The following is a 24,255-nucleotide window of genomic DNA, read 5'->3' as shown; positions in this document are numbered from 1 at the left end:
ATACAAACATTTCTATTGTTATAAGGGGAGATACTTTTGAGTAAAACAGTTGATAAATTACAAGTAGAACAACTTGCGGTCAATACGATTAGGACACTTGCGATTGATGCGATTGAAAAAGCAAAATCTGGTCATCCGGGAATGCCGATGGGTATGGCACCGGCTGGACATGTATTATGGTCTAAAGTCATGAATCATAACCCTGCAAACCCAACATGGTTTAACCGTGACCGCTTTGTTCTTTCTGCAGGACATGGATCGATGTTGTTATACAGCTTATTGCATTTGAGTGGATATGACGTGTCACTCGAAGATTTAAAAGAGTTTAGACAATGGGGAAGCAAAACCCCGGGACATCCTGAATTTGGACATACAGCAGGTGTAGATGCAACGACCGGTCCTTTAGGTCAAGGTGTTGCTATGGGTGTAGGAATGGCGATGGCTGAAGCACATTTATCTTCTGTTTATAATCAAGACAACTTCCCGCTGATTGACCATTATACATATGCAATTTGCGGGGATGGCGACTTAATGGAAGGTGTTTCTGCTGAGGCAGCTTCATTGGCCGGTCACCTGCAATTAGGAAAATTAATATTAATTTATGATTCTAATAATATAACACTTGATGGTGAAGCTAATCTTTCATTTTCTGAAAATGTAGCTCAACGGTTTGAAGCATATGGTTGGCAAGTTCTTCGTGTGGAAGAAGAAAATAACTTAAGTGCGATTGAACAGGCTTTAGTGGAAGCTAAACAAGCGTTGAACAAACCAACCTTAATTGAAGTGAAGACAACGCTAGGCTACGGAAGCCCTAACAAAGGCGGAAAAGGCGGGCATCAAGGTACCCATGGTTCACCGCTTGGTGCAGAGGAAGCTAAACTGACAAAAGAATTTTACGGTTGGCCGCAAGAAGACTTCTTTGTACCAGAGGAAGTAAAGGAGTATTGGCAGGAAGTTAAAACTAGAGGTATCCAAGCTAATCACCTATGGGATCAATTGTTTAATGAGTATAAGCAAACCTACCCTGAATTAGCTGAACGACTTGAAAGAGAACTGAAAGGTGAACTTCCAGAAGATTGGGATCAAGAAGTACCAGTCTATGAGAAAGGTACATCGCTTTCAACGCGTGTGGCTTCAGGACAAGTGTTAAATGCACTTGCAAGAAAAGTTCCAAATTTAATTGGCGGTTCTGCTGACTTGGAATCTTCCACTATGACCCATATGAAGGACTTAGGCAGATTCTCACCGGGCCATTATGAAGGTCGCAACGTCTATTTTGGAGTTCGAGAGTTTGCGATGGGATCCATTGTAAATGGTATGGCCCTGCATGGCGGTATTAAGCCGTTCGGTTCAACTTTCTTTGTATTCTCAGACTATCTTCGTCCAGCAATTCGGTTATCAGCACTAATGAATTTACCAGTTGTATACGTGTTTACTCACGATAGCATTTTTGTCGGTGAAGATGGACCAACACATGAACCAATCGAACAATTATCTGCACTCCGTGGCATTCCGAATGTAACCGTGTTACGTCCAGCGGATGCCAATGAAACGGCAGCAGCCTGGAAATATGCTGTAACAAATCAAAATGGTCCTGTTGCTCTAGTTTTAACTAGACAAAATCTGACTGTTAACACGGATGCAGATACGGCCAATGAACAAGTAACTAAAGGTGCGTATATTGCGGCAGACTGTGCAGTTAAAACGCCTGTTGTTCAGCTGATTGCTACTGGATCTGAATTAAATCTTGCTTTAGATGTCAAAGAAGGTTTAGAAAAAGAAGGAATCAGTACGCGTGTCATCAGCATGCCGTCATGGGAGCTATTTGATCGGCAAACTCCTGAATACCAAACATCCATCCTTAGAAATGACATTAAACTTAATGTGGCGATTGAATTAGCTTCACTACAAGGCTGGGCACAATATGTCGGCAGAGAAGGACTTGTCATTGGAATTCGTACATTTGGGGCATCTGCACCAGGAGACCGGATTGCTAAAGAATACGGATTTACACCAGAGAGCATCATTACTAAGATTAAAGATCGTCTATAAAAAAAGAGTAGTTAACGTAGTTGCTTTAAAATACTAATAACTCAAAAATGGAGGCGTTTTTGGTGGCTAATAATGTAATTATCAACGCAGATATCCAAAAAGGGAAAATCAATAAAAATATCTATGGTCATTTTGCCGAACACCTTGGAAGATGTATTTATGAAGGGATTTGGGTTGGTGAGGATTCTTCAGTCCCAAATACAAAAGGAATTCGGAATGACGTATTAGCAGCATTAAAAAACATCAAAGTACCAGTCCTTCGTTGGCCGGGCGGCTGTTTTGCCGATGAATATCACTGGAAAGATGGTATTGGTCCTAAGGAAAACCGCAAACGCATGGTTAATACCCATTGGGGCGGTGTTGTAGAAAACAACCATTTCGGTACACACGAATTTATGCTTCTATGTGAATTGTTAGAGTGTGAGCCATATATTTGCGGGAACGTTGGAAGCGGAACGGTTCAAGAAATGTCTGAGTGGGTTGAATACATGACCTTTGAAGGCGAATCACCAATGGCCAACTGGCGCCGTGAAAATGGCCGTGAAGAGCCATGGAAATTAACGTATTTCGGTGTAGGTAACGAAAACTGGGGCTGCGGCGGAAACATGCGTCCTGAATATTATGCTGATCTATATCGTAGATACCAAACCTATGTAAGAAATTATGGAAATAACAAAGTTTATAAAATTGCCGGCGGCGCTAATGTCGATGACTATAACTGGACAGAAGTGTTAATGAAAAATGCCCACTGGCTAATGGATGGACTAAGCCTTCACTATTACACCATTCCAGGAGACTTCTGGTTAGGAAAAGGCTCTGCCATTGATTTCCCTGAAGATGAATGGTTCATTACTATGAAAAAAGCTCTTCATATGGATGAGTTAATAACTAAACACAGCACGATTATGGATAAGTACGATCCACAAAAACGCATTGGCATGATCATTGATGAGTGGGGTACATGGTTTGACGTGGAGCCAGGTACAAATCCAGGCTTCTTATACCAGCAAAATACGATTCGTGATGCATTAGTGGCTGGATTACATTTTAACATTTTCCATAACCACGCCGATCGTGTCCAAATGACAAACATTGCCCAAACCGTAAACGTACTTCAAGCGATGATTCTAACGGAAGGCGAGCAAATGATCCTTACTCCAACCTATCATGTGTTTGATATGTACAAGGTTCACCAGGATGCCGAGCTTTTAGCAGTTGATTCTTCATTTGGAACTTATGAATGCAATGGTGAAACATTACCTCAGGTAACTGTATCTGCATCTAAAAACGCTGAAGGTAAGATCCATGTCAGCTTATGTAATATCGATCACCAAAATGGGGCTGAATTAGATTTAGATCTACGCGGCGTTAATGCGGCAAATACAAAGGTGTCAGGCACCATCATCACGGCTGATACTATGAATGCTCATAACACATTTGAACAGCCGGAGGTTGTTAAACCAGCTGAATTTACTGGTGTAACATTTGAAAATAATAAATTGGCAATCAAGCTTCCAGCTATGTCTGTTGTGACATTAGTAATTGAATAAAAGGAACAGGGGGGAATTACAGTGAAGGAAAAAAGTCTGTGCAAAGGCTGTGTGGAAAGTGTATTGGTAACAGAAGAGGTCATTCAAGAATTAGTAAAAGAAGCTGAAGAGGATTCATCTGTTATGGTTTCTGACGAGATCTACCAAGTAAGATTAAAGACTTGTGAAAGCTGTCCTTCCCTCCAATATGGTACCACTTGTGCTCATAGCGGAAGTATCGTCCGCTATCGAGCAAAGTTTAAAAACAAGAGCTGTCCTTTTGCAGGTAAGCCAAAATGGGAAAAGGTCAGTTAACGGTTATTTGAAATCTACTAGCGATTCATTTTATTAGTTTTCCGATTACAAGACTATCAACTAATGCCTAAGGAGGAAAAATGAACATGACGAGTAACAAGGCAAAAATGATTTTAGAAAAGGACTTCAAAGTTTCTGAGATTGATAATCGTATATATGGTTCTTTTATTGAACATTTGGGACGTGCCGTTTATGGCGGAATTTATGAACCAGGTCATCCTCAAGCAGATGAAAATGGCTTTCGTCAAGACGTTATTGAAATGGTAAAAGAACTACAAGTGCCACTTGTCCGTTATCCAGGTGGGAACTTTGTTTCTGGATACAATTGGGAAGATGGGGTTGGACCTGTCGAAAGCCGCCCGCGTCGATTAGAATTAGCATGGCGTACAACGGAAACTAACGAAATGGGTACCAATGAGTTAATGAAATGGGCCCAGCTCGTAAACGCTGATGTAAACATGGCCGTTAACCTTGGAACACGCGGTATTGATGCTGCTCGTAACTTAGTTGAGTACTGTAACCATCCTGGCGGTTCTTACTATAGTGATTTGCGAATTTCCCATGGCGTAAAAGATCCTTATAACATTAAGACGTGGTGCTTAGGAAACGAAATGGACGGTCCATGGCAGATTGGTCACAAGACTGCTGCTGAATATGGCCGACTTGCTCAAGAAGCAGCAAAAGTAATGAAATGGGTTGATCCGACAATCGAGCTAGTTGCGTGTGGAAGCTCAAACAGAAATATGCCGACTTTTGCAGATTGGGAAGCAACTGTACTCGATCACACTTATGATCATGTTGAATTTATTTCACTTCATCAATATTACGGCAACCGTGATAATGAAATTTCAAACTATTTAGCCCTTTCCTTAGAAATGGATGATTTCATTAAATCTGTCATTTCCATTGCTGACTACATTAAAGCAAAAAAACGCGGCAAAAAGAATATTAACCTTTCGTTTGACGAGTGGAATGTTTGGTATCACAGCAATGAGCAGGATAAACAAATTGAACCATGGAGTATTGCACCGCCGCAATTAGAAGATCTTTATAACTTCGAAGATGCCTTGCTAGTAGGCTGTATGCTTATTACGCTGCTAAAGCATGCGGATCGAGTGAAAATTGCTTGCCTTGCTCAATTAGTAAACGTTATTGCGCCAATTATGACGGAAGATAACGGACCGGCTTGGAAGCAAACTATTTTCTATCCATATATGCATACTTCCGTTTTCGGCCGTGGGGTATCGTTAAATCCAATCATCTCAAGTCCTAAGTATGACAGTAAGGATTTCACGGATGTTCCTTATTTAGAGTCAACGGCTGTTTATAATGAAGAGCAAGAAACATTAACCATCTTTGCTGTAAACCGTCACCTGCAAGAAGGGTTAGACCTAGAAGTGGATATCCGTAACTTCGAAGGCTACGAAGTAGTCGAGCATATTATTCTTGAAAATGATGATATCAAGCAAACTAATTCAGCTAAAGGAACACCTGTTGCACCTCATTCAAACGGAAATGCTAAGACCGAGAATGGCGGCGTAGCTGCTGTACTTCCGAAATTATCTTGGAATGTAATCCGTTTAGCTAAACGCAAGTAATTCATGTATTCCATTTCCTTTTAATCGCCCTGATTGAAAGGAGATGGAACTATTTTTGTATATGGATGTTATCGGGTGCGAGCGAAACTAGAGGACGGAAGGGCGATTATATGAAGGTTATACAAGAAGAGTTTGGTCAAATAAACAATCAAACTGTCAATTCATTTACACTTGTAAATAACCATGGTTTGGAGCTGACATGCATTAATTATGGTTGTGTAATTACTAAAATTATCACTCCTGACAATAAAGGGAATTTTGAAAATATCGTTTTGGGATACGACACGTTGGAGGAATATCAAGATGGCAGTTATTTTTTTGGAACGGTTGTAGGACGTGTAGCGGGCCGGATAAAGGGTGGATCATTTGAGCTTGACGGAAACATATATACCTTGGCCAAAAACGAAAACAACAACCATCTTCATGGGGGGAATCAAGGGTTTGATAAGGTCATTTGGGATGCCTCTGTTACAGAGAATGACGAAGAAGTAAGTATTCAGTTTTCATACCTTAGCCCTGATGGGGAAGAAGGTTACCCTGGAAATTTAAACGTAAAGGTAACCTATACAGTTAATAATCATAATGAACTAACCATTCAATATTCTGGGTTGTCGGATGAAAAAACACTATTAAATCTGACTAATCATTCCTATTTTAACCTAAGTGGAAATATTAAAAGGGATATTCTCAACCATTCTCTATCTATTAAGTGTAATAAATTCCTAGAATTAAATGATGAATTGCTTCCAACCGGAGTTCTACTGGACGTTGAAGGCACACCATTAGATTTTACTAGTGGTAGATTCATTCAATCCGGGGTTGACTCTGATCATCCTCAAAATAAATTAGCCGGTCAAGGATATGATCATCCCTTTTTACTATCATCAAACCATGACCAGGAAATCATCCTTAAAGATTCCGAGAGCGGCCGTACATTGATAATTGAAACAGACGAGCCTGGAGTGGTCATATACTCCGGAAACCAAATGAAATCACATGGTGAGATTTACGGAGTTCCATCCCGTAAATACCTTGGCATTTGTTTAGAAACCCAGGGGCTGCCCGATGCCATTCACCATCCTGACTTTCCTTCATGGGTCTTAGAAAAAGACCAAGCGTACTCATCTGTAACGAAGTATAAATTCGGAGTTGCGACTTATTGAGTAAAAAGAGAATTAGGAAATTATTGAAGGGACAGGAGGAACAATAATGGAAAGAATAATAACTGAAATTGTGAATCTAGCCAACAGTTGTGACTGCGGTAATCATCATAATCAGATTCCGATTGAGACCATTTTAGTAGGAAACAATGTATTAGGGGAAGCAACTGCTTATTTACAAAGAAAATCTTTTAAAAAGGCAGTGATCCTTGCGGACGAGAATACTTTCCGTGCTGCTGGAGAAGAACTAACCAAGCATTTATCAACAACAGGGGTTGGCTATTCTAGTTGTTTGCTGCAGCCTGACGAGAATAATGATGTAGTCGCAGACGAAAAGTCTTTAGTGCAAGCATTATTAGATACTCCACAAGATACTGATGTAATTATAGCTGTAGGTTCTGGCACTATCCATGATATCGCTCGGTTTACAAGTACTAAAATGAAAATTCCGTTCATTTCTGTTCCTACTGCTCCTTCTGTTGATGGATTTACATCAATGGGAGCACCAATAATTGTGAGAGGAATGAAGAAAACCTTTCAAATGTTGGCACCTATTGCGGTTTTTGCGGATTTAAACGTATTACAAAATGCACCAAAGAAAATGATTGCAGCAGGATTTGGAGATATGTTAGCCAAATATACATCGCTTGCAGATTGGAAATTTGGGCACCTTGCTTACGGTGAGCCATATTGTCCTCTTGTTGCAAAAATTACAAGGGAAGCACTAGAGATATGCGTTGAAAAAGCAGATAAACTTGCCGCTACAGATGAAGAAGGCATCCGTATTCTCATTGAGGCTCTCATTAAATCTGGTTTAGCTATGCTTTTATTTGGCCAATCCCATCCTGCTTCCGGAGGAGAACATCACCTTTCACACTACTGGGAGATGGAGTTTCTGCGACAAAACCGCCCGCAAGTCCTTCATGGGGCAAAGGTAGGGGTGGCGGTTTCTCTCCTAGCCGATGTATATGAAAGGGACTTTATCCAGCTAATTTCGGAATCTAAAAACTTAGAGAATAATATTAAAACGACTGAAGATGATAGTATCGTTAAAAATATGAAGGATAACCTTCAAGAAATTAAAGCTGCATACGCGGCAATTCCAGCAGCTTCTCAAGTACGTCAGCTTATCGAACAAGTTGGTGGCGAAACATTGCCGGGACAACTTGGAATTGACGACGATCTAGTAGTGCGAAGTTTAACTGAAGCTCATCAGCTAAGAGATCGTTTCACAGCTCTAAAGTTTCTCAATGAGGTAGTCAAAGTCGATCATCAAATTAAAGTCAGAAATTAAAAGGGAAAGGTGATTAATTATGCACCAAGTTGATACTTTAAATAACCCGATTGTCGTTACGGTCTCTGAAGACGGAAGTCAAGATACCCTTATCTATCATGCGCGTAACTATCGGGATATTGAGGGCGACCCGATATGGGATACAAACCGCCATACCCGCGCTCAAGTGTTTACTTGGAATGAAGATGGTACTCCAAACTTTGGCGTTCCAGTAGCAGATGCAAAATAACTAGAAAAGCTGACATCTTGGTTTGAGGGGGAGATTATGATGGTAAAAGTAACAATCGAAGAAGCCAAAACATCAAAGGATCTGATTATCGAGCAAAGAGCCGATCCATGGGTATATAAACATACGGACGGATATTATTACTTTACTGCATCTGTTCCTGAATATGATCGCATCGAGGTTAGACGTTCAAAAACAATCCAAGGTATAACAGAGGCAGAAACTGCGGTTGCTTGGAGGAAGCATGAAACAGGACCAATGAGTGCGCTGATTTGGGCACCAGAGATTCATTACATCAATGGCAGCTGGTATATCTATTACGCTGCTGCGCCGTCACAGGAAATTATCGATGGACTTTTCCAACATCGTATGTTCGTAATTGAAAATAAATCTGCTAACCCATTAGAAGGAACATGGGAAGAAAAGAGTCAAATTAACACAGATTGGGAATCGTTTGCATTAGATGCTACTTCTTTTGAACATAATGGCCAGCAATATCTTGTCTGGGCTCAAAAGGACCCTAACATCAGAGGTAATTCCAATCTTTATATTGCCCCATTAGAAAATCCTTGGACCATTAAAGGTCCGCAAGTGATGATTGCAAAACCGGAATATGATTGGGAAACGATTGGATTCTGGGTAAATGAAGGGCCGGCTGTACTGAGGAGAAATGGTAGGATTTTTATTTCCTACTCCGGAAGTGCAACCGATGAGAGTTATTGCATGGGCCTTTTGACTGCTGATGAATCAAGCGATATTATGGACCCGAATTCGTGGAGTAAATCAGAAGCACCGATTTTTAAAACAAATTATGAAACAGGCCAATACGGTCCAGGGCATAACAGTTTCACCGTTTCTGAAGATGGAAGCAAGGATATTCTTGTTTATCACGTAAGAAACTATACAGAAATTGTTGGAGACCCGCTCTATGATCCAAATCGCCATACATGTGCGAAAGAGATTACCTGGAATTCTGCTGGTACTCCAAACTTTGGTGTTCCTCGTTAACCATGGTTCAGGAATAATTCATCATAACGATAGAAAAGGATTCATATCTTCTCTTGATAGGAATCCTTTTCTGTAAAGGCATAAGCGGCCGGGCACTCTGATGGGCTCACAGTTCCCATGCAGGCTACTCTTCAAAGTTCAACTAAGAGTTATATGCATATATGCACTAAAATTTTACAAGGTGGACAGAACAATGGCAATTTCAATTGATCAACGTAACATGACGTTAAGAGCCATCACGTGGCCTATTTTCATAGAGTTATTCTTGCAAACCATTATGGGCAGTACCGACACGATTATGCTCTCGCATATTTCTGATAAAGCAGTAGCAGCTGTTGGGCTTGCCAACCAGCTTGTCTTTTTTACAATACTTATCTTCAGTTTTACTGCTACAGGTACGGCCGTGCTTGTTTCACAATATTTAGGTGCCGGGATGAGAGAAGATGCAAAGAATGCATCCGCCATTTCCATATCGATTAATTTGGTTCTTGGCTTACTAGTCAGTTTGTTAATGATCACCTTTAAGGGTCCGCTCTTAGCGTTGTTCAATCTTAAAGCAGATATTGCGGAAATAGGATATGAGTATTTATCAATCGTGGGCGGGACCTTGTTCTTGCAAGCCGTTCTCATTACGGTTTCATCTATTTTAAGAGCACATGGTTTTACAAGAGAAGCGATGTTTGTATCGGTGATGATGAATGTGATTCACTTAGTAGGTAATAGTATTGTGATTTTCGGATTATTTGGACTCCCTGTACTTGGAGTAAAAGGGGTAGCGATTTCAACAGCCATAAGCAGAGCAGCGGCTTTAATTATTGCGTTTGTATTCCTGTACAGACGGCTCCCTAACGCGATTAAAAAAGTAGATTATTTTAATCTCCAATTATCGCAAATTAAAAAAATCTTAAAAATTGGTATTCCGGCTGCCAGTGAACAAATCAGTTACAATACGAGTCAAATGGCGATGACCGCTATTACAGCGATTATCGGAGCTGCGGCTCTATCCACTCGAGTATATACTTGGAACATCATGTCGTTCATCATGTTATTTGGCTTAGCAATGGGGCAGGGAACACAAATTCTAATTGGATATCGAGTGGGAGCAGGAGATTTTGAAGGAGCGTATCGTCAATTATTAAAAAGCTTAAAATCAAGCTTTGTTATAACGATTTTTATATCTATTTTAGTGGCGATTTTTAGAGAAGATATCATGCGTATTTTCACAGATGATAAAGAAATTATCCATACAGGCGGTAACTTATTACTATTATGCATAATCCTTGAACCGGGCCGAACCTTCAACATTTTAGTCGTCAACTCACTGCGGGCAACTGGTGATGCCGCTTTTTCAGTGAAAATAGGCGTACTGTCGATGTGGGGAATTGCGGTGCCTATTTCCTATTTCTTAGGAATTCATTTGGGATTAGGCTTAGCAGGGATCTGGATCGCATTCATAGTAGATGAATGGCAAAGAGGAATTATCATGTTTTTCAGATGGAGAAGCAGGGCATGGGAGAAAAAGGTATTGGTTGTTAAATCGGGAACAGTAACTGCTAGTTAATATCATGTAAAGTGAAGGAGATTTGGGCAATGAAATATCGAAGACTTGGAAACAGCGGATTAAAGATCAGTGAAATTGGTTTGGGAAGCTGGTTAACATATGGAAAAGCAGTTACTGACAATACAGCGCATGATTGCATTCATAAAGCATACGAATTAGGAATCAATTTTTTCGATACGGCTAACGCCTATGAAGGCGGGAAGTTTTCAGAAATGATGTCCTTGAATGTGTAGAAAAATTAAACATGTGGCGAAGGAGTTAGGCGTAACATTAAATCAGATTGCACTTGCTTGGATTCTTCGTCATCCTACTATTAGTTCAGCTATTATTGGAGCCAGTCGTCCGCATCAAATTGAGGAAAACGTAAAAGCGGTTGATATAGTATTAACTCAGGATGTTTTGGGAGAAATCGAAAGCATCCTTGAAGAGGTAAAAGATTTTGCTCCATTAAGGTAGTGGACATCGTATTAGTATGAAACTAATTTAATAGGAATTTGGGTGGAATCTATGTCAGCTATTTATAAAAGTGGTGAATGGTTAATTAATGAGGTAAGACGGACAAAACTTTATGCTGAATCCATTTCCTTTTGGAATTTAGGACAGGCGGGGATCCTCCTAAAAGGAACACAAGCGGATGGGCTTATTTGTATTGACCCTTATTTAACAAGAAGTATTGAGGAAAGCGATCCTGGGACTGAATTCAAGAGAGCATTTTCACCGGTTGTTGCACCTGAGATGCTCGATGACTTGGACGGTGTGTTAGTTACGCATGGACATGATGACCATCTTGATTTATCAAGCATAAAGGAGATATCAAGGGTGTCGGATGATACTAAGTTTGCAATCCCGGCGCCACTTGTCTCTTTAGTTCAAGAACATGTCGCAAATAAAAATATACAATCGGCCAAAGATAGTGAACCCTTTATGATCAAAGGATTTAAGATTACGCCCGTTCCTGCTGCCCACACTGAATATGAAACCGATTCTCTAGGAAATCATTTATCATTGGGGTATTTCATTGAGGTAAATGGAATTCGTCTATTTCACAGCGGGGATACAGTTGTTACACCTCAATTGATTGAAACAGTAAAAGAATTTAAGCCTCATGTTGCTTTCTTGCCGATAAATGGAGGAGACTATTTCCGAAGTTCACGGGGTATTATTGGAAATATGAGTTTCAGAGAAGCAGCCGACTTTTCAGCAGCGGTTGGTGTAGACCTGATTATTCCGATTCATTATGATATGTTTCCCAATAACCGGGAGAATCCTGCTTATTTTGTTGATTATTTATTTCATCACTATCCTAACAAAAAATTCCATATGATGGTTCCGGGAGAAAGATTTATTTATCATCAATAAATATTAGAAAATGTAGTGTAACACCGGAAAAAGTAAGGTCTAACCCGTTTGTTTGGGAAAACGCAGGGAAAGTCGCGCTAAAAAGAGGTCCGATTGTCTACTGTCTTGAAGAAATTGATAACGGTAAACTATTATCTTCTATTTCTATTCCTAGGGAAGCAAAACCAGAGGTTAGTCCTAATGGATTCATGGAAGATGGTTTAAATGTAATTACAATTGAAGGAGACCGGGTCGTTGAAGAAAGTTGGAAGGGAGGAATCTACTCTTCTGAAGAGCCAGTTAGAAAAAAGGTTTCGATACAAGCAGTCCCTTACTATTATTGGGGAAATGGCTGTTTGGATTAGGGAAAACTAATAATCTCATAAACTGTTAGCAGAAGAGTGTGCAGCGTATGCATGCTCTTTTTCTTTGCTATTGTAAATACGGGAAATTAGTAGTAATCTAATAGTTGTTAATAAATTTATTAATGATTATTAAGGTGGAATAAATACATGAATTTAGATATATCTGAACAATCACTTCCCGTTTTTGAAGCGCTTGCCAGTAAGGTAAGAATGAAAATTATTCACCTTTTGGCGGAACAGCCTCGAAATGTAAAGGAACTCGCACAAAGCTTAGAGCTCACCAGCGCCATCATGACTATGCATGTAAAGAAATTAGAGAAAGCGGGAATCATCCAGTCGGAATTAGTCTCTGGTAAAGGCGGATTACAAAAAAAGTGCTATCTAGTGACTGAAAAAATGGAAGTATTATTTCCTTCAAAGGAACGTGAACTAAAGAAATTTCATGAAACAGAAGTGTCAGTTGGTCACTATACTGATTTTTCCATCGAACCAACCTGTGGAATTGCAACCACTGACACGATTATTGGAGAATTTGATGATCCAAGATATTTTCTCCAAACTGAAAGAATGAATGCCAAGATTTTGTGGTTTGGGAAAGGGTATGTGGAATATAAGCTGCCAAATTTTCTGCTGGGCAATCAAGACCCAAGCGAACTTGAAATATCTTTAGAGCTATCATCTGAAGCTCCATTTACGAACAGTAATTGGCCGTCGGATATCCATTTTTACCTAAATAATGTCGTATTGGGGAAATGGACTAGTCCCGGAGATTTCGGCGATAGCAGGGGGAAATTCACACCTGACTGGTGGCCGAGTGAAGTCAATCAATATGGATTGCTTAAACGGCTCCGCATAACATCAGACGGTACCTTTATTGATGGGTTAAAGATATCAGATGTTAGTCTTGATGATGTTAGCATTCGTGAGAAGCAATGGACGTTTCGGATTGCCGTCCTTGAAGAGAGCCAAAATGTCGGCGGGGTTACTCTATTTGGAACAGGCTTTGGCAATTATAATCAAGATATGCGTTTCCGCCTCTATTACAATGATAGTGAATTAACCAAAGAAGAGACAGAAAAACTTTCATACCAATAAAAAAATCGTATGGATACTGGATATCCATACGATTTTTTTTGAAAAACTATTGAGCTAATTTTGTCACCTGTGCAGGAGTAAGGGCCCCATTATAAACCTTCAATTCATCCATTAAGCCTTTGAATGGGGTATCCCACCAGTTGACTCCTAGGCTGAAGCTGGCATTGTTTGTCGTAAAAATATTCGAGAAGTTTGTACCTGTAAACTTTTCAACACCGTTCACGTACACCTTAATCGTTCCGTTATCAACAGTAAATGCTATATGTGTCCATTCACCGGTCTTAATCGTTAACCCTGAAGAAGCATCGTACCATTTGGCACTGCCAGACCAGACCATCGTGTTCCCGCCAGCTGGACCATTTGGAACAAGGCTGACCCAGCTATTAGGGTCTGTAGCACCAAAGAAGGTGGTTGTATACATGGTTAATTGTTCAGGTTTTAACCATAGTGATACAGAATATTGGTTGCTTGAGATTAATCCGTTTGGTAAGCGAATACCAGAGGCACCATTAAAGACGGCTGCTTCGCCGCTTTTACCAGCAGCGTAAGAAATAGTCCCGCCCGTATTATCAATTCGATTACCAGTAATGCTTCCTGGCCCAAATGTACCCGTTTTCTCATTCAGGTTATTTTCAAAGGAATATTGAGCTGCTAAGCCAGCCTCTTGATATGGCAGTACCTTAATCGTAAAGACTTTTTTGTCGGTTACATCCCCTTTGGTAATCGTTGCCGTAAGTGTAGCTGTAACAGGTTCTGAACCTGCTTCTGGACGAGTAATAACCCCTGTATTCGTTACAACATTTGCATTTGTAGTTTCCCAAGAGATCGTTGTGTGGCGAGTACCTTCAGTTGATAGTGATAAATTCGAAATTACATTTTCTGTATCACCAAGATCCAGGTCCTTAACCACTGCTGTTACAACTTCCTGATCAGTTTTATATGCTAGTCTACTTCCCCAAACAGAAATTCCTTCGTTTGAAAGGGCAGTAAATGTCATCACATTACTCTTTGAAACAGGATTCCACTCTCTGACGAACACTCCGTTATAGGTATGCCCATCGATAGTTAATTCGGCTTGGTTATGGCTGGTTTTCTTCCATGTACCAGTTACATCACCAGTAATTGTACCATCCTCATTTAATCGAGTGTAAACAGATTTATTAATCGCTGCTGAATAATCTTTTCCTTGGTTAATAAATTGATAGTCGCCAATTAGGTCTTGTCTATTCACCTTGTCTAACGTTTCACCTGTGTAGCGGTACGGCGCAACCACTGGCCAGCCGTCTTTATTCATAAACATCTGGTGAACACGGACTTCATGATACTCTCCTGATTGTGGGAAGCGGCTGTGGAAAACCAAGAACTGCTGTCCAGTTTTCGGTTCTAAGTAAACAGAGTTGTGTCCAGGAGAAAGATAACCTATACCGATTCCTGTTCCAGGGTCGCCAACTTTTCGTTCAAATAAGAAGTTCCCCATGATTTTATTTCCATAAGGGGTATTTGCGACATCACTTGGTAAAACGGCATTTTGTCCGGAGGCATCTACATAAGGACCATCTGGGCTCTTAGAACGGAACTGTCTCATGTTATAGCCGCCGTCAGCCCCTAACCAGCCGTACGTTACATATAAATAATAATAGTCAGTGTTCTTATCATAGACAACATAAGGACCTTCACCGGATTTATAATAGCCACCAGCTATTTTTGTTCCAAAATAACGGTCAACTAGACGCCCGTCAGCGGTTTTTCCATCTTTTCCAGGGTAAATTGCCTTACCAGTTTTTTCGTCAATCTGAAGGACATAAATTCCGCCAGACCAAGATCCATAAGTCATCCATAGTTTGCCATCCTTGTCATAAAACACAGTGGAATCAATCGCATTTGGATAATTATAATTATTGTAAGATCCATTCGTAGTAAACCAATCATCTCTTGGTCCTTCTAAGGTACCATTGTTAACAAGCTGGCCAATGTTTGTATTGGTCCATTTTTTATTAACATTACTGTTGGCATCCTTCGCATCATTTTTCGTAAAACCAGAATATACGATGGTGTCCACGTATTTATAAGGACCTTCAATATTCTGTGATACGGCAAAACCAATCGCAGAACGGATATAAGTAGAGGAAGCGCTATAATAAATCATATAGGCACCCTTTGTTCCGTCCTCATTAACATAGTTTTTGTTATAGAAAACATCTGGGGCCCAGACCGCAAAGCCGCCTTTACTGTCAGAATCGTTTTCACCGGCCCATTTAAAAGAACCAGCCAGATTCTTTGATAAATCACCATATATCGCATTATTAGGTGTTGTATACCCATTCGTAAAGGTTTGCCAATGAATCAAATCGGTTGATTTAGCTGCCTCAATATGGGAGCCGAAGACATAAAAGGTATCACCATCTTTTACAATGGAAGGGTCATGTACAGATACATTTTGAAAATTTGGATCCTCACCTGGATAGTCAAGGTTTGGCTTATTGCTATTTTCACTCGGCTGGGCAGTAGATTGCGCAGTTGTTTCCCCAAATACAGCACTTGGGATGATTAATAAAAGCGTTAAGAACATAAAGGTAAATTTTTGAAGCATGCGTTTCCTCATTAAAATTTCTCCCTTCTTTATGTACGATAAAAGAAATACTGCCCAAAATTACTTCTGGCAATCACCACCATTTAGTAGATTGATAACTTGTTTAACCGCTTACAAATATCATTAATATTAATATAAATATTAATGAATTAACATTACTATAAATTAATAAATTACTCATGGGTATATTCTCTTATTTTGATTCAATAGAAAATAAAATCTAATTGGAAAAGGAAGGAAATTTTAAGTTGTTTGATGTAGAAATTTTTAAGTAGATTAGTCATAAACTCTTCATATTATTTAGTTGATTTATTAACATTATTATTAATTATATAATTAATATATTAATAAATCGCTAGGAAGGGGAATAACTACTTATGGCTAGGGCAGAACACTTTGGCGGAGTTAATTTTTACGATATAGATTGGAATTTGAACGGGGATTTATGGGCGCATGACCCGGTAATCGCTATGGAAGATTCCCGCTGGTATGTATTTCATACAGGAAGCGGAATCCAAATTAAATCCTCAGAGGATGGCGTGAAATGGAAGCAAGAGGGTCCTGTTTTCACCTCTTTACCAGAATGGGCTAAAGAGTATGTACCTGAAAAGGACGAAGATAGTATTTGGGCACCGGACATTTACTTCCATAATGATGTTTATTATATTTATTACTCTGTCTCTACATTTGGAAAAAATACTTCCGCAATCGGACTGGTAACCAATACAACTCTTAATCCTGAAAATCCTGATTACGAGTGGAAGGACAGAGGACATGTCATCCATTCTACCGAAGCTGATAATTTTAATGCTATTGATGCGAATTTAATATTTGACGAAGATGGCCAGCCATGGTTGAATTTTGGCTCCTTTTGGTCCGGCATTAAGCTGATTGAGGAGAATCGCATGGCTGAAACGGATTGCCGTGACAATATTAAAAGTATGTCAATGGTATTTGGAGCAATTGAGAGCGGAAAAAAAATGAAGAAAATCATTTTATAACAAATTTCACAAAATCTTAGGGACTTTATTTTATAACTTTCAGAAATTTGGTGAAAAAATGAACATTTTAGATAGTAGATTTTACGCAGTAGTTGATAGAATTTCTAATCTTTTTATCCTTAATCTTTTTTGGATTATCTCTTGCCTTCCAATCGTAACGATTGCACCAGCTACTTCTGCGATGTATAGCGTTTAAGACAATGGAAATTAAATCAAGATACAAGTGTGGTAAGAAATTACTTTCGATATTTTAAAGAAAATTTTAAGCAGAGTTTTTTAATAGGAATCATTTGGATGTTAATGGCTGTATTACTTTATTTTAACTATTTCTATCTAAATCATGATCAATCTGGTTTGAAGTTTCTGCTCATGGGACCACTTGTAATAGTAAGTTTATTGTTTTTAATTATTTCTACATTTCTGTTTCCGGTAATGACTCATTATAATACTACTTGGAAAGTGGCAATTAAAAGTTCCTTTTTTGTGGCGATAGCAAATTTCCCTTCTACAATACTCATTCTTGGTGTTCTTGCATTTCTTACTGTTATTTTAATATATTTGCCAGCAATGTCTTTAATCATTTATAGTGTTGGAGCATATATAAATTTTTCTCTGTGTAATCGTGTTTTTCAAAGAAATGAACAATTTGCAATCAATAAAAATGAAATTTCGGAAAATTAAGTAATAGAAGAAATAATTAAATAGTAACTTTTTGAAAGAATTAGCATTCGTCACATTCTATGGACGAATGCTTTTGTATTTCTTATTCGTATTAATTGTAATACTCTTCCTAAACTACTCAAAATTAATCGGCTTTAAGAAGTAACAAGACTTTCTAGTTGCATTACAGAATAAGTTTAGTAAAATTTAATATATCATGGATTAAAACTCATATGTATAGTTAACATATCATTAACTTAATTTTTTGGTTTGCATTAGGTCATTAAAAGGAGATTATTATGGCAAAAAACAAAAACAATAAGAAAAATCAAGCAAGATCATCGTCAACTACATTCACCTTTTGGGTCGTCGGATTGGTAGCGGTTTTCATTTTGGCTTTCATTTTCTTAGGAAATCATTCAAAAAAACAAGAAGAAACAAAAGGAACTGAAATTGATTATAGCAATCAGCCATTCCTTGGAGAGAAATCAGCACCCGTCTCGATTATAGAATTTGGCGATTATAAATGCCCTAATTGTAAAAATTTTGACAAGAATGTGGTACCAATCATCCAACAGGAATTGGTTGATACCGGCAAGGCAAAATTTTATTTCATGAATGATTCGTTCATCAATGTGGACTCTACCCGTTCAGCTAAGTTTGCTGAATCAGTTTTTCAAGAGCTAGGTAATGAAACGTTTTGGAAATTCCATGACCTATTATTCGAAAAGCAGCCTGAAGATACCAAATATGAAAAAGTGGATCTTTTTACTGAAGATTTCCTAGTTGATACATTGAAGGAAGTAGCTAGCGATCGTGACGTCGATAAGGTTGTGAAAAACTTTCAGGACAAGAAGTCTGATAAGGCTTGGGACAAGGATATGGATTACGCTGAAAAACTAGGTGTTACTGGAACCCCAACTATATTTGTTAATGGAGAAAAGTTCGAGGGACAAACTATTGATGACCTAAAAGAAATGGTAGCGAAAGCCGCAAAAGGTGAATAGTATGAATAAATCCTTACTTCTCTCCTGGATTGCTGCCATCATAGCTACACTTGGCAGTTTATATTTTAGTGAGGTTATGCATTTCATTCCTTGTACACTTTGCTGGTACCAAAGGATCTTTATGTACCCGCTGGCAATCATCTTAGGGGTTGCCGTCTACCGGAATGATAAAGGAATATTTAGATATGCGCTGCCATTGTCAATTATCGGGATGCTGATCGCAGGATACCATACGTTATTACAAAAAATCCCCTATTTACAACAGTTTGAAATGTGTACTAGCGGAGTGCCTTGCTCAAAGGATTATATTAACTGGCTTGGCTTTATTACCATTCCGTTGTTGGCATTGATTGCTTTTACGATTATTACTGTAAGCTTAATTATTTTAGCTCGCAGCAAAAAGTAGATCCTTACTTCCATAAAAAAGAGCGGTGAAACCAATGGTTTCCCGCTCTTTCTGCTTTAGAGCCTCTAAAGTGTCTACTAAATTAGAACATAAAAGATGCTCCAACAATGATTAATAAAATAAACAACACAACAATTAACGCGAAGCTGTTATTTCCGCCATGTCCCATAGAAATCACCTCCCTTAGTTGTTTAATAACAATGTATGCATTAAGCATTGCTAGTGAAATGGACAAACGTTGACTATTAGAAAAAGGAATGAAATTCATACTTCAAGAGGTCATAAAATCGACATATGTATAATCTGTGAAGGGTATTGTTGGTATGAATAGTATGATTTATCCTACAGAGGAGAGGTGAGTGATGATGATGAATCATGGAAAGGTTTTTGGAACGACGAGTATGGTTTATCGGAACTGGAGGATTCAGTTGCCCCAGTAGATTCAGAGATTGCGATTAAAAGAATCGAAGAAGAGATGTCCGGTAAGGTTTCCAATCTGTTTGCTTCCTTTACTCAAGCACCCCTTCCGAGATTTTCCTGGCGTTACGACACCAAAGGTCTATTGGGATCTATCGACGAGTAAGGTTCTCATTATGGAATTTATTGATGGTGTAAAAATCAATGAGATTGATAAACTAGATGGAGCACTTATTAATAAGAAGAAACTAGCTTCTATCCTATATTTGTCATATTTAAAGCAATTGTTGGAGGATGGGTTCTTTCATGCCGATCCACACCCTGGCAATCTATTAGTGAAAAAGGATGGGACCCTTTGCTATATTGATTTTGGGATGGTTGGCAATATTTCAACTAACATGAAGGATAATATGGTTAAGCTGGCACAGGTAAAAAAAGAGGAAGACCACACCCGAATTTCAGAAAGTCGAAAGATTAAAAGAATTGTGTCCAATAAAGGGCTGACTCTAAGCGTATAACTTAGAGTCAGCCCTATTTTTACATACACTTGTAATAAAATTAATATTTTCCTTTATATTATTATAGTATAATTAATTACAGTTATTTGCATTCATGGAAAATACCATTATATATCTGAAGAGGTGTAAGGCAATGGCAAAAATTTTAGTAGCAGGTGAGATTCCCCAAAAAGGGTTAGAACTATTATCGAAGGATCACTTAGTTGAAGTATTTACAGGAGAGAAATTGATTACTGAAGCAGAATTAAAAGAGCGCATCAAAGATAAGGATGCCCTACTAAGTTTATTATCTACCTCTGTAACGAAGGAAGTAATTGACCAAGCACCCCATTTAAAAATCATTGCGAACTATGGAGCGGGATTTAATAATATTGATTTTGATTATGCAGCTTCCATAGGAATACCAACCACCAATACACCAATAGCATCGACAGCTGCTACCGCTGACCTAACGTTTTCCCTTTTATTAGCATCAGCAAGAAGAGTGGTTGAAGGAGATGAAGTATGCCGTACTGTTGGCTTCAATGGATGGGCTCCTCTTTATTTTCGCGGTCGTGAAGTATCTGGAAAAACAATCGGGATTGTCGGATTTGGTCAAATTGGCCAAGCTGTTGCGAAAAGAGCCGCTGCTTTTGACATGAAGGTTCTATATACGAGTCCAAGTCGAAAAAGTCCTCAAGTTGAGAATGCACTAAACGCGACATATGTATCTTTTGAAGAATTAGTTGCTGAATCTGATTTCATTACCATTAATTGTTCCTATAATCCAACCATGAAACACATGTTTAGCACAAGACAATTTGAAATGATGAAATCAACGGCTTATTTAATTAACTGTGCACGAGGACCCATTGTTGATGAAGCCGCACTTATAAAAGCGTTAGAAGAGAAACAGATTGAAGGAGCAGGGATTGACGTATTTGAATTTGAACCTGAAATTAGTGAGGGATTGAAAAATCTGAAAAACGTTGTATTAACTCCACACATCGGTAATGCTACCTTTGAAGCACGAGATGCCATGGCGAATATGGCAGCGGGAAACATTGTTAAGGTATTAAACGGCGAAGCACCCTCTTATGTTATAAATGGAGTTGTTAAAGAAACAATTCTAGTCTAATTATATCAGGTAAAAAAAGACGGCAGCCGCCGTCTTTTTTTTGAACGATTAACTATATTGCGGTCGAAGTTTCGTGCGTTTATTGACGTGCTGCTCGGCACTTAAAGCCGCAATCGCCCCATCAGCTGCTGAAATAACTGCCTGTTTAATTGGTGTTCTTCTTGCGTCACCGCCCGCAAAGACGCCGTCAATATTGGTGCGCAGGTACTCATCTACGATCACATAGCCTTCTTCATCGCGCATAACTGCCCCTTTTAAGAAGTCCGTTCCTGGCATCATCCCGCCGAGGTATAAGAATATTCCATCGACATCCCATACCTGTTCCTCCTTTTTATCAGTAAGGACGACAATTTTCTCAACACTATCAGTCCCAATAATTTCTCTTACACGGTGACGTTTATAAATTTCAACTTTTGAGTTATTTTCTAATTGAGAAAGATCCACGTCCCCTTTTAGTTCAGTTGGAATTAACAATTTCACTGTTTTACAATACTTGGCCAATGTTTCGGCCTCGTGGATCGCTTCATCATTATCACCAACAACCGCGACAACTCGGTCTTGATAAAAGGCGGCATCGCAGGTTGAACAATAGCTTACACCCCGTCCAGTAAATTCCTCTTCGCCTTTAATCTTGCCAGAAGGAGCTTTTGCGCCAACGCCAATGAAGACACTTTTAGCTTTGATCGTTCCTTCAGCTAATTCAATTTTTTTGATTTCATCTGAAAAATCAACCGATAGAACGGTGGAACGAACAAAGTCCGCGCCAAAATCCTTTGCTTGTGCTTGCATTCTTGTTAACAGTTCAAGCCCTGTAACTTCTTCGCGCACACCTGGGTAGTTCGCAATTTTATGAGTAATTGCTAGGGTGCCTGCTTTTGGAGCTTTATCAATGACAAGTGTTTTTAATTTCCCACGTGCAGCATAAACAGCAGCAGAAGCACCTGCGGGTCCGCCTCCGATGGTGACAAAATCATATACGTCTTCAAGAATTTTTTCATTAACTGGTTGGAAAATAGTATCTGAACTTTCTTCGCTGGTTTCTGGTTTTGAATTGCTTACCGCGGAAGCAGAGTCTTCGGATAATCCAAGCAGCTTATTGAATTTTTTCTCTTGAAAGCCGAGGACCAGCTTTCCATTAATGAGTGTTGCAGGAGTTCCATAAATTTTACGTTCCTTTAGTTGATCAAAATATTCCTTATGTATGGAAGCATTTCGCTCTTCATATGCAAAGCCTTGATCTTTTAGGAATGTTTTTACTTTTTCACAATATGGGCAGCCGGTGCTGCTATAAACGATAATTTCAGGTGCTGACATTTAGGAAACCTCCAATTTATAAGTATCTTTAATTTAATAATAGTAGAAATCTTAAATGAAAGTCAATACTTTTTAATAATTATTATAAATAACAAAACAGTCCAACAAATTGTTGGACTGTTTGCTTCTCATATGAAAATTAAATGGATCTGCCTAAGAATGCAGTTAGCATCCATACATGCTTCTCAAGGCCCGAATGAATCGCAAGCAGCATGTCTCCTGTTGTTTCATCGTTCTTCTCATCCGCAAAGCTCATGCCTTCCTTAAGCTCGCCAATGATAATAGAGAAGTCATTGATGACTGATTCAACCATTTCATCTGCAGTTTCATTACCTGTTGCTTCCTTAATAGATGAAATTTCTAAGTACTCTTTCAACGTAGCTGCCGGTTTTCCACCGATTGCTAGCAATCGTTCAGCTAATTCGTCAACATGCAGGCCAGCTTCATTATAAAACTCTTCAAATTTGACATGTAATGTGAAAAATTGTCCACCTTTTACATACCAATGATAGTTATGTAACTTCGTATACAAGACAGACCAGTTTGCAATTTGTTTGTTAAGTATGCTGACTAACTGATTTTCCATATAAAATAGCCTCCTTTTATTAACCTCTCTTATATTATTACCAAAGTTAGGTGTGAAATCCTGCATGAATTCAAGGGATATAATGTCAATTTGGTGAATAACCGTTGTTAAATCGGACATTATGCCCTTTTATGAATGTTACATGCCTGAAACAGATTGTAATAATAAATCCTATCATATCCATTAAGTCCATTTAGTGGAAAGTATTAAAAAATAGAAGATTATTCCATTTAGTAGAGAAATACCTTCATGGTGGGCGCTGACTTAGCCAAAAATGCCTTACCACTTTTTGGTTAATGAATTGGAATGTTACACCTGTTAGCCTTAATAGTAGAGAAGCGCACACAAAAATTGGAGGTATTAATATGAATAAACTTAAAAAGCTAATAATTGCTACCGGCCTAATCTTATCAATGTCAGCCTTTACGTTAAATGGAACAACAGAAGCGGCAACAACCACGCATAAAGTACAATCGGGTGAAACCTATTGGAAAATTGCAGCGAAGTACGGTGTACCTGTTAATAGTCTATTAAAAGCAAACAATAAAACTGGCAGTCTTTTATATGCAGGAACAAATCTAGTAATCCCGAACTCTGCTATTACAGCAGCAGAAAAAGACTTGATTGCTAGACTAGTCCGTGCTGAGGCAGTAGGTGAGCCGTATGCTGGTAAAGTAGCAGTAGCAACGGTTATTCTTAACCGAGTAGCCAGCCCTGATTTCCCGAACACCGTTAATGGAGTAGTATATCAGAAGTCTAATGGCTATTATGCATTTACGCCTGTCAAAAATGGTACGATTAACCAAGCGGCTGATGCTGCTTCGAAAAGAGCTGTAAATGAAGCACTTGCTTTCAGAGGGCAAGGCAAAGGATCATTATTCTTCTATAATCCAAAAACAGCAGTAAGTAAGTGGGTCTTTTCACGTGAAGTAACGGTTACGATCGGAAACCATCGTTTCGCGAAGTAATTATTAAAACTAGCTTTCCCAAAAAATAATTGTTTACACAAAAGCAGTGGATTTGATGTGACCCCCAAAAGTTAGAGTTTTATATTAAACAGCTAATTGGCTGGTATGGATTCGGTATTGAACCGGACTC

25 protein-coding genes and 2 pseudogenes are annotated in these 24,255 nt (G+C 38.9%); 23 read left to right on the top strand and 4 right to left on the bottom strand.

Annotation, left to right across the window (positions count from 1 at the left end; all coding sequences use genetic code 11):
- Nucleotides 1–36: 36 nt before the first annotated feature.
- The 14 genes and pseudogenes from tkt to AB7942_RS08110 all read left to right on the top strand — a co-directional run bounded on the left by tkt (nt 37) and on the right by AB7942_RS08110 (nt 13,541).
- Nucleotides 37–2,052 carry a transketolase gene (gene tkt, locus AB7942_RS08170; RefSeq protein ID WP_369446455.1) on the top strand — a complete coding sequence of 672 codons (2,016 nt, stop codon included), beginning with the start codon at nt 37–39 and terminating at the stop codon, nt 2,050–2,052.
- A gap of 47 nt (nt 2,053–2,099) precedes the next feature.
- The gene (locus AB7942_RS08165; protein ID WP_483310852.1) at nt 2,100–3,602 is read left to right on the top strand and encodes an alpha-N-arabinofuranosidase; all 1,503 of its coding nucleotides are present in this window, start codon (nt 2,100–2,102) and stop codon (nt 3,600–3,602) included.
- 21 nt (nt 3,603–3,623) lie between these two features.
- Nucleotides 3,624–3,896, top strand: a complete 273-nt coding sequence (locus tag AB7942_RS08160) for a DUF6171 family protein (protein WP_369446453.1) — start codon at nt 3,624–3,626, stop codon at nt 3,894–3,896.
- Between the two features lie 86 nt (nt 3,897–3,982).
- Complete coding sequence (gene arfA / locus AB7942_RS08155; protein ID WP_369446452.1) at nt 3,983–5,494, top strand: arabinosylfuranosidase ArfA; 1,512 nt, start codon at nt 3,983–3,985, stop codon at nt 5,492–5,494.
- A gap of 110 nt (nt 5,495–5,604) precedes the next feature.
- Nucleotides 5,605–6,657: an aldose epimerase family protein gene (locus AB7942_RS08150; protein ID WP_369446451.1), complete on the top strand. Its 1,053-nt coding sequence runs from the start codon at nt 5,605–5,607 to the stop codon at nt 6,655–6,657.
- Between the two features lie 46 nt (nt 6,658–6,703).
- Complete coding sequence (locus tag AB7942_RS08145; RefSeq protein ID WP_369446450.1) at nt 6,704–7,948, top strand: sn-glycerol-1-phosphate dehydrogenase; 1,245 nt, start codon at nt 6,704–6,706, stop codon at nt 7,946–7,948.
- Between the two features lie 19 nt (nt 7,949–7,967).
- On the top strand, nt 7,968–8,177 hold the full coding sequence (locus tag AB7942_RS08140) for a hypothetical protein (protein WP_483310851.1): 210 nt from the start codon (nt 7,968–7,970) through the stop codon (nt 8,175–8,177).
- Nucleotides 8,178–8,213: 36 nt separating this feature from the next.
- Nucleotides 8,214–9,182, top strand: a complete 969-nt coding sequence (locus AB7942_RS08135; protein WP_369446449.1) for a glycoside hydrolase family 43 protein — start codon at nt 8,214–8,216, stop codon at nt 9,180–9,182.
- 193 nt (nt 9,183–9,375) lie between these two features.
- Entirely contained in the window at nt 9,376–10,743 is a 1,368-nt protein-coding gene (locus AB7942_RS08130; protein ID WP_369446448.1) for an MATE family efflux transporter, read from the top strand.
- A 29-nt stretch (nt 10,744–10,772) separates the two neighbouring features.
- Nucleotides 10,773–10,961, top strand: a pseudogene (locus tag AB7942_RS30530) (aldo/keto reductase); the annotation flags it as partial.
- Nucleotides 10,962–10,968: 7 nt separating this feature from the next.
- Nucleotides 10,969–11,199, top strand: coding sequence for an aldo/keto reductase (locus AB7942_RS30525; RefSeq protein WP_483310850.1), 231 nt, complete (start codon nt 10,969–10,971; stop codon nt 11,197–11,199).
- Nucleotides 11,200–11,250: 51 nt separating this feature from the next.
- A complete protein-coding gene (locus AB7942_RS08120; protein ID WP_369446447.1) occupies nt 11,251–12,102 on the top strand; it encodes an MBL fold metallo-hydrolase in 852 nt (283 codons plus the stop codon).
- Nucleotides 12,057–12,446 (top strand): hypothetical protein, encoded by a 390-nt coding sequence (locus AB7942_RS08115; RefSeq protein ID WP_369446699.1) that lies wholly within the window; start codon nt 12,057–12,059, stop codon nt 12,444–12,446. The genes AB7942_RS08120 and AB7942_RS08115 overlap by 46 nt, the downstream gene beginning before the upstream one ends.
- 147 nt (nt 12,447–12,593) lie before the next feature.
- Complete coding sequence (locus AB7942_RS08110) at nt 12,594–13,541, top strand: ArsR/SmtB family transcription factor (RefSeq protein ID WP_335438837.1); 948 nt, start codon at nt 12,594–12,596, stop codon at nt 13,539–13,541.
- A 46-nt stretch (nt 13,542–13,587) separates the two neighbouring features.
- Here the strand turns inward: AB7942_RS08110 and AB7942_RS08105 are convergent, their stop codons facing one another.
- The gene (locus tag AB7942_RS08105; protein WP_369446446.1) at nt 13,588–16,143 is read right to left on the bottom strand and encodes a LamG-like jellyroll fold domain-containing protein; all 2,556 of its coding nucleotides are present in this window, start codon (nt 16,141–16,143) and stop codon (nt 13,588–13,590) included.
- 365 nt (nt 16,144–16,508) lie between these two features.
- On the opposite strand from AB7942_RS08105, the gene AB7942_RS08100 reads away from it, so the two are divergent.
- The 5 genes and pseudogenes from AB7942_RS08100 (at nt 16,509) to AB7942_RS08080 (ending at nt 19,205) form a co-directional block, all read left to right on the top strand.
- Nucleotides 16,509–17,132, top strand: a complete 624-nt coding sequence (locus AB7942_RS08100) for a family 43 glycosylhydrolase (protein WP_369446445.1) — start codon at nt 16,509–16,511, stop codon at nt 17,130–17,132.
- 58 nt (nt 17,133–17,190) lie between these two features.
- Nucleotides 17,191–17,399 (top strand): annotated as a pseudogene (locus AB7942_RS08095) (DUF624 domain-containing protein); the annotation flags it as partial.
- A gap of 27 nt (nt 17,400–17,426) precedes the next feature.
- Nucleotides 17,427–17,813 (top strand): YesL family protein, encoded by a 387-nt coding sequence (locus tag AB7942_RS08090; protein ID WP_369446714.1) that lies wholly within the window; start codon nt 17,427–17,429, stop codon nt 17,811–17,813.
- 278 nt (nt 17,814–18,091) lie between these two features.
- Nucleotides 18,092–18,799, top strand: coding sequence for a DsbA family protein (locus tag AB7942_RS08085; protein ID WP_369446444.1), 708 nt, complete (start codon nt 18,092–18,094; stop codon nt 18,797–18,799).
- Nucleotide 18,800: 1 nt separating this feature from the next.
- Nucleotides 18,801–19,205, top strand: coding sequence for a disulfide oxidoreductase (locus AB7942_RS08080; RefSeq protein ID WP_088089384.1), 405 nt, complete (start codon nt 18,801–18,803; stop codon nt 19,203–19,205).
- Between the two features lie 82 nt (nt 19,206–19,287).
- Here the strand turns inward: AB7942_RS08080 and AB7942_RS08075 are convergent, their stop codons facing one another.
- Complete coding sequence (locus AB7942_RS08075; RefSeq protein ID WP_369446698.1) at nt 19,288–19,374, bottom strand: YjcZ family sporulation protein; 87 nt, start codon at nt 19,372–19,374, stop codon at nt 19,288–19,290.
- A gap of 186 nt (nt 19,375–19,560) precedes the next feature.
- On the opposite strand from AB7942_RS08075, the gene AB7942_RS08070 reads away from it, so the two are divergent.
- From AB7942_RS08070 to AB7942_RS08060, 3 genes are all read left to right on the top strand, one after another.
- A complete protein-coding gene (locus tag AB7942_RS08070; protein WP_369446713.1) occupies nt 19,561–19,788 on the top strand; it encodes a hypothetical protein in 228 nt (75 codons plus the stop codon).
- Nucleotides 19,706–20,140, top strand: a complete 435-nt coding sequence (locus AB7942_RS08065; protein WP_369446697.1) for an AarF/ABC1/UbiB kinase family protein — start codon at nt 19,706–19,708, stop codon at nt 20,138–20,140. The genes AB7942_RS08070 and AB7942_RS08065 overlap by 83 nt, the downstream gene beginning before the upstream one ends.
- Nucleotides 20,141–20,273: 133 nt before the next feature.
- The gene (locus tag AB7942_RS08060) at nt 20,274–21,257 is read left to right on the top strand and encodes a 2-hydroxyacid dehydrogenase family protein (protein WP_483310849.1); all 984 of its coding nucleotides are present in this window, start codon (nt 20,274–20,276) and stop codon (nt 21,255–21,257) included.
- 48 nt (nt 21,258–21,305) lie between these two features.
- Here the strand turns inward: AB7942_RS08060 and AB7942_RS08055 are convergent, their stop codons facing one another.
- On the bottom strand, nt 21,306–22,571 hold the full coding sequence (locus AB7942_RS08055; protein ID WP_369446442.1) for an FAD-dependent oxidoreductase: 1,266 nt from the start codon (nt 22,569–22,571) through the stop codon (nt 21,306–21,308).
- A 139-nt stretch (nt 22,572–22,710) separates the two neighbouring features.
- Nucleotides 22,711–23,157, bottom strand: coding sequence for a Dps family protein (locus tag AB7942_RS08050; RefSeq protein WP_088089380.1), 447 nt, complete (start codon nt 23,155–23,157; stop codon nt 22,711–22,713).
- Nucleotides 23,158–23,522: 365 nt separating this feature from the next.
- Between AB7942_RS08050 and AB7942_RS08045 the strand changes: the two genes are divergently transcribed.
- Entirely contained in the window at nt 23,523–24,125 is a 603-nt protein-coding gene (locus AB7942_RS08045; RefSeq protein WP_088089379.1) for a cell wall hydrolase, read from the top strand.
- Nucleotides 24,126–24,255 lie beyond the last annotated feature (130 nt).

The organism is Neobacillus sp. BF23-41 (genome assembly GCF_041106275.1).
This window is presented reverse-complemented; position numbering and strand designations above follow the sequence as displayed.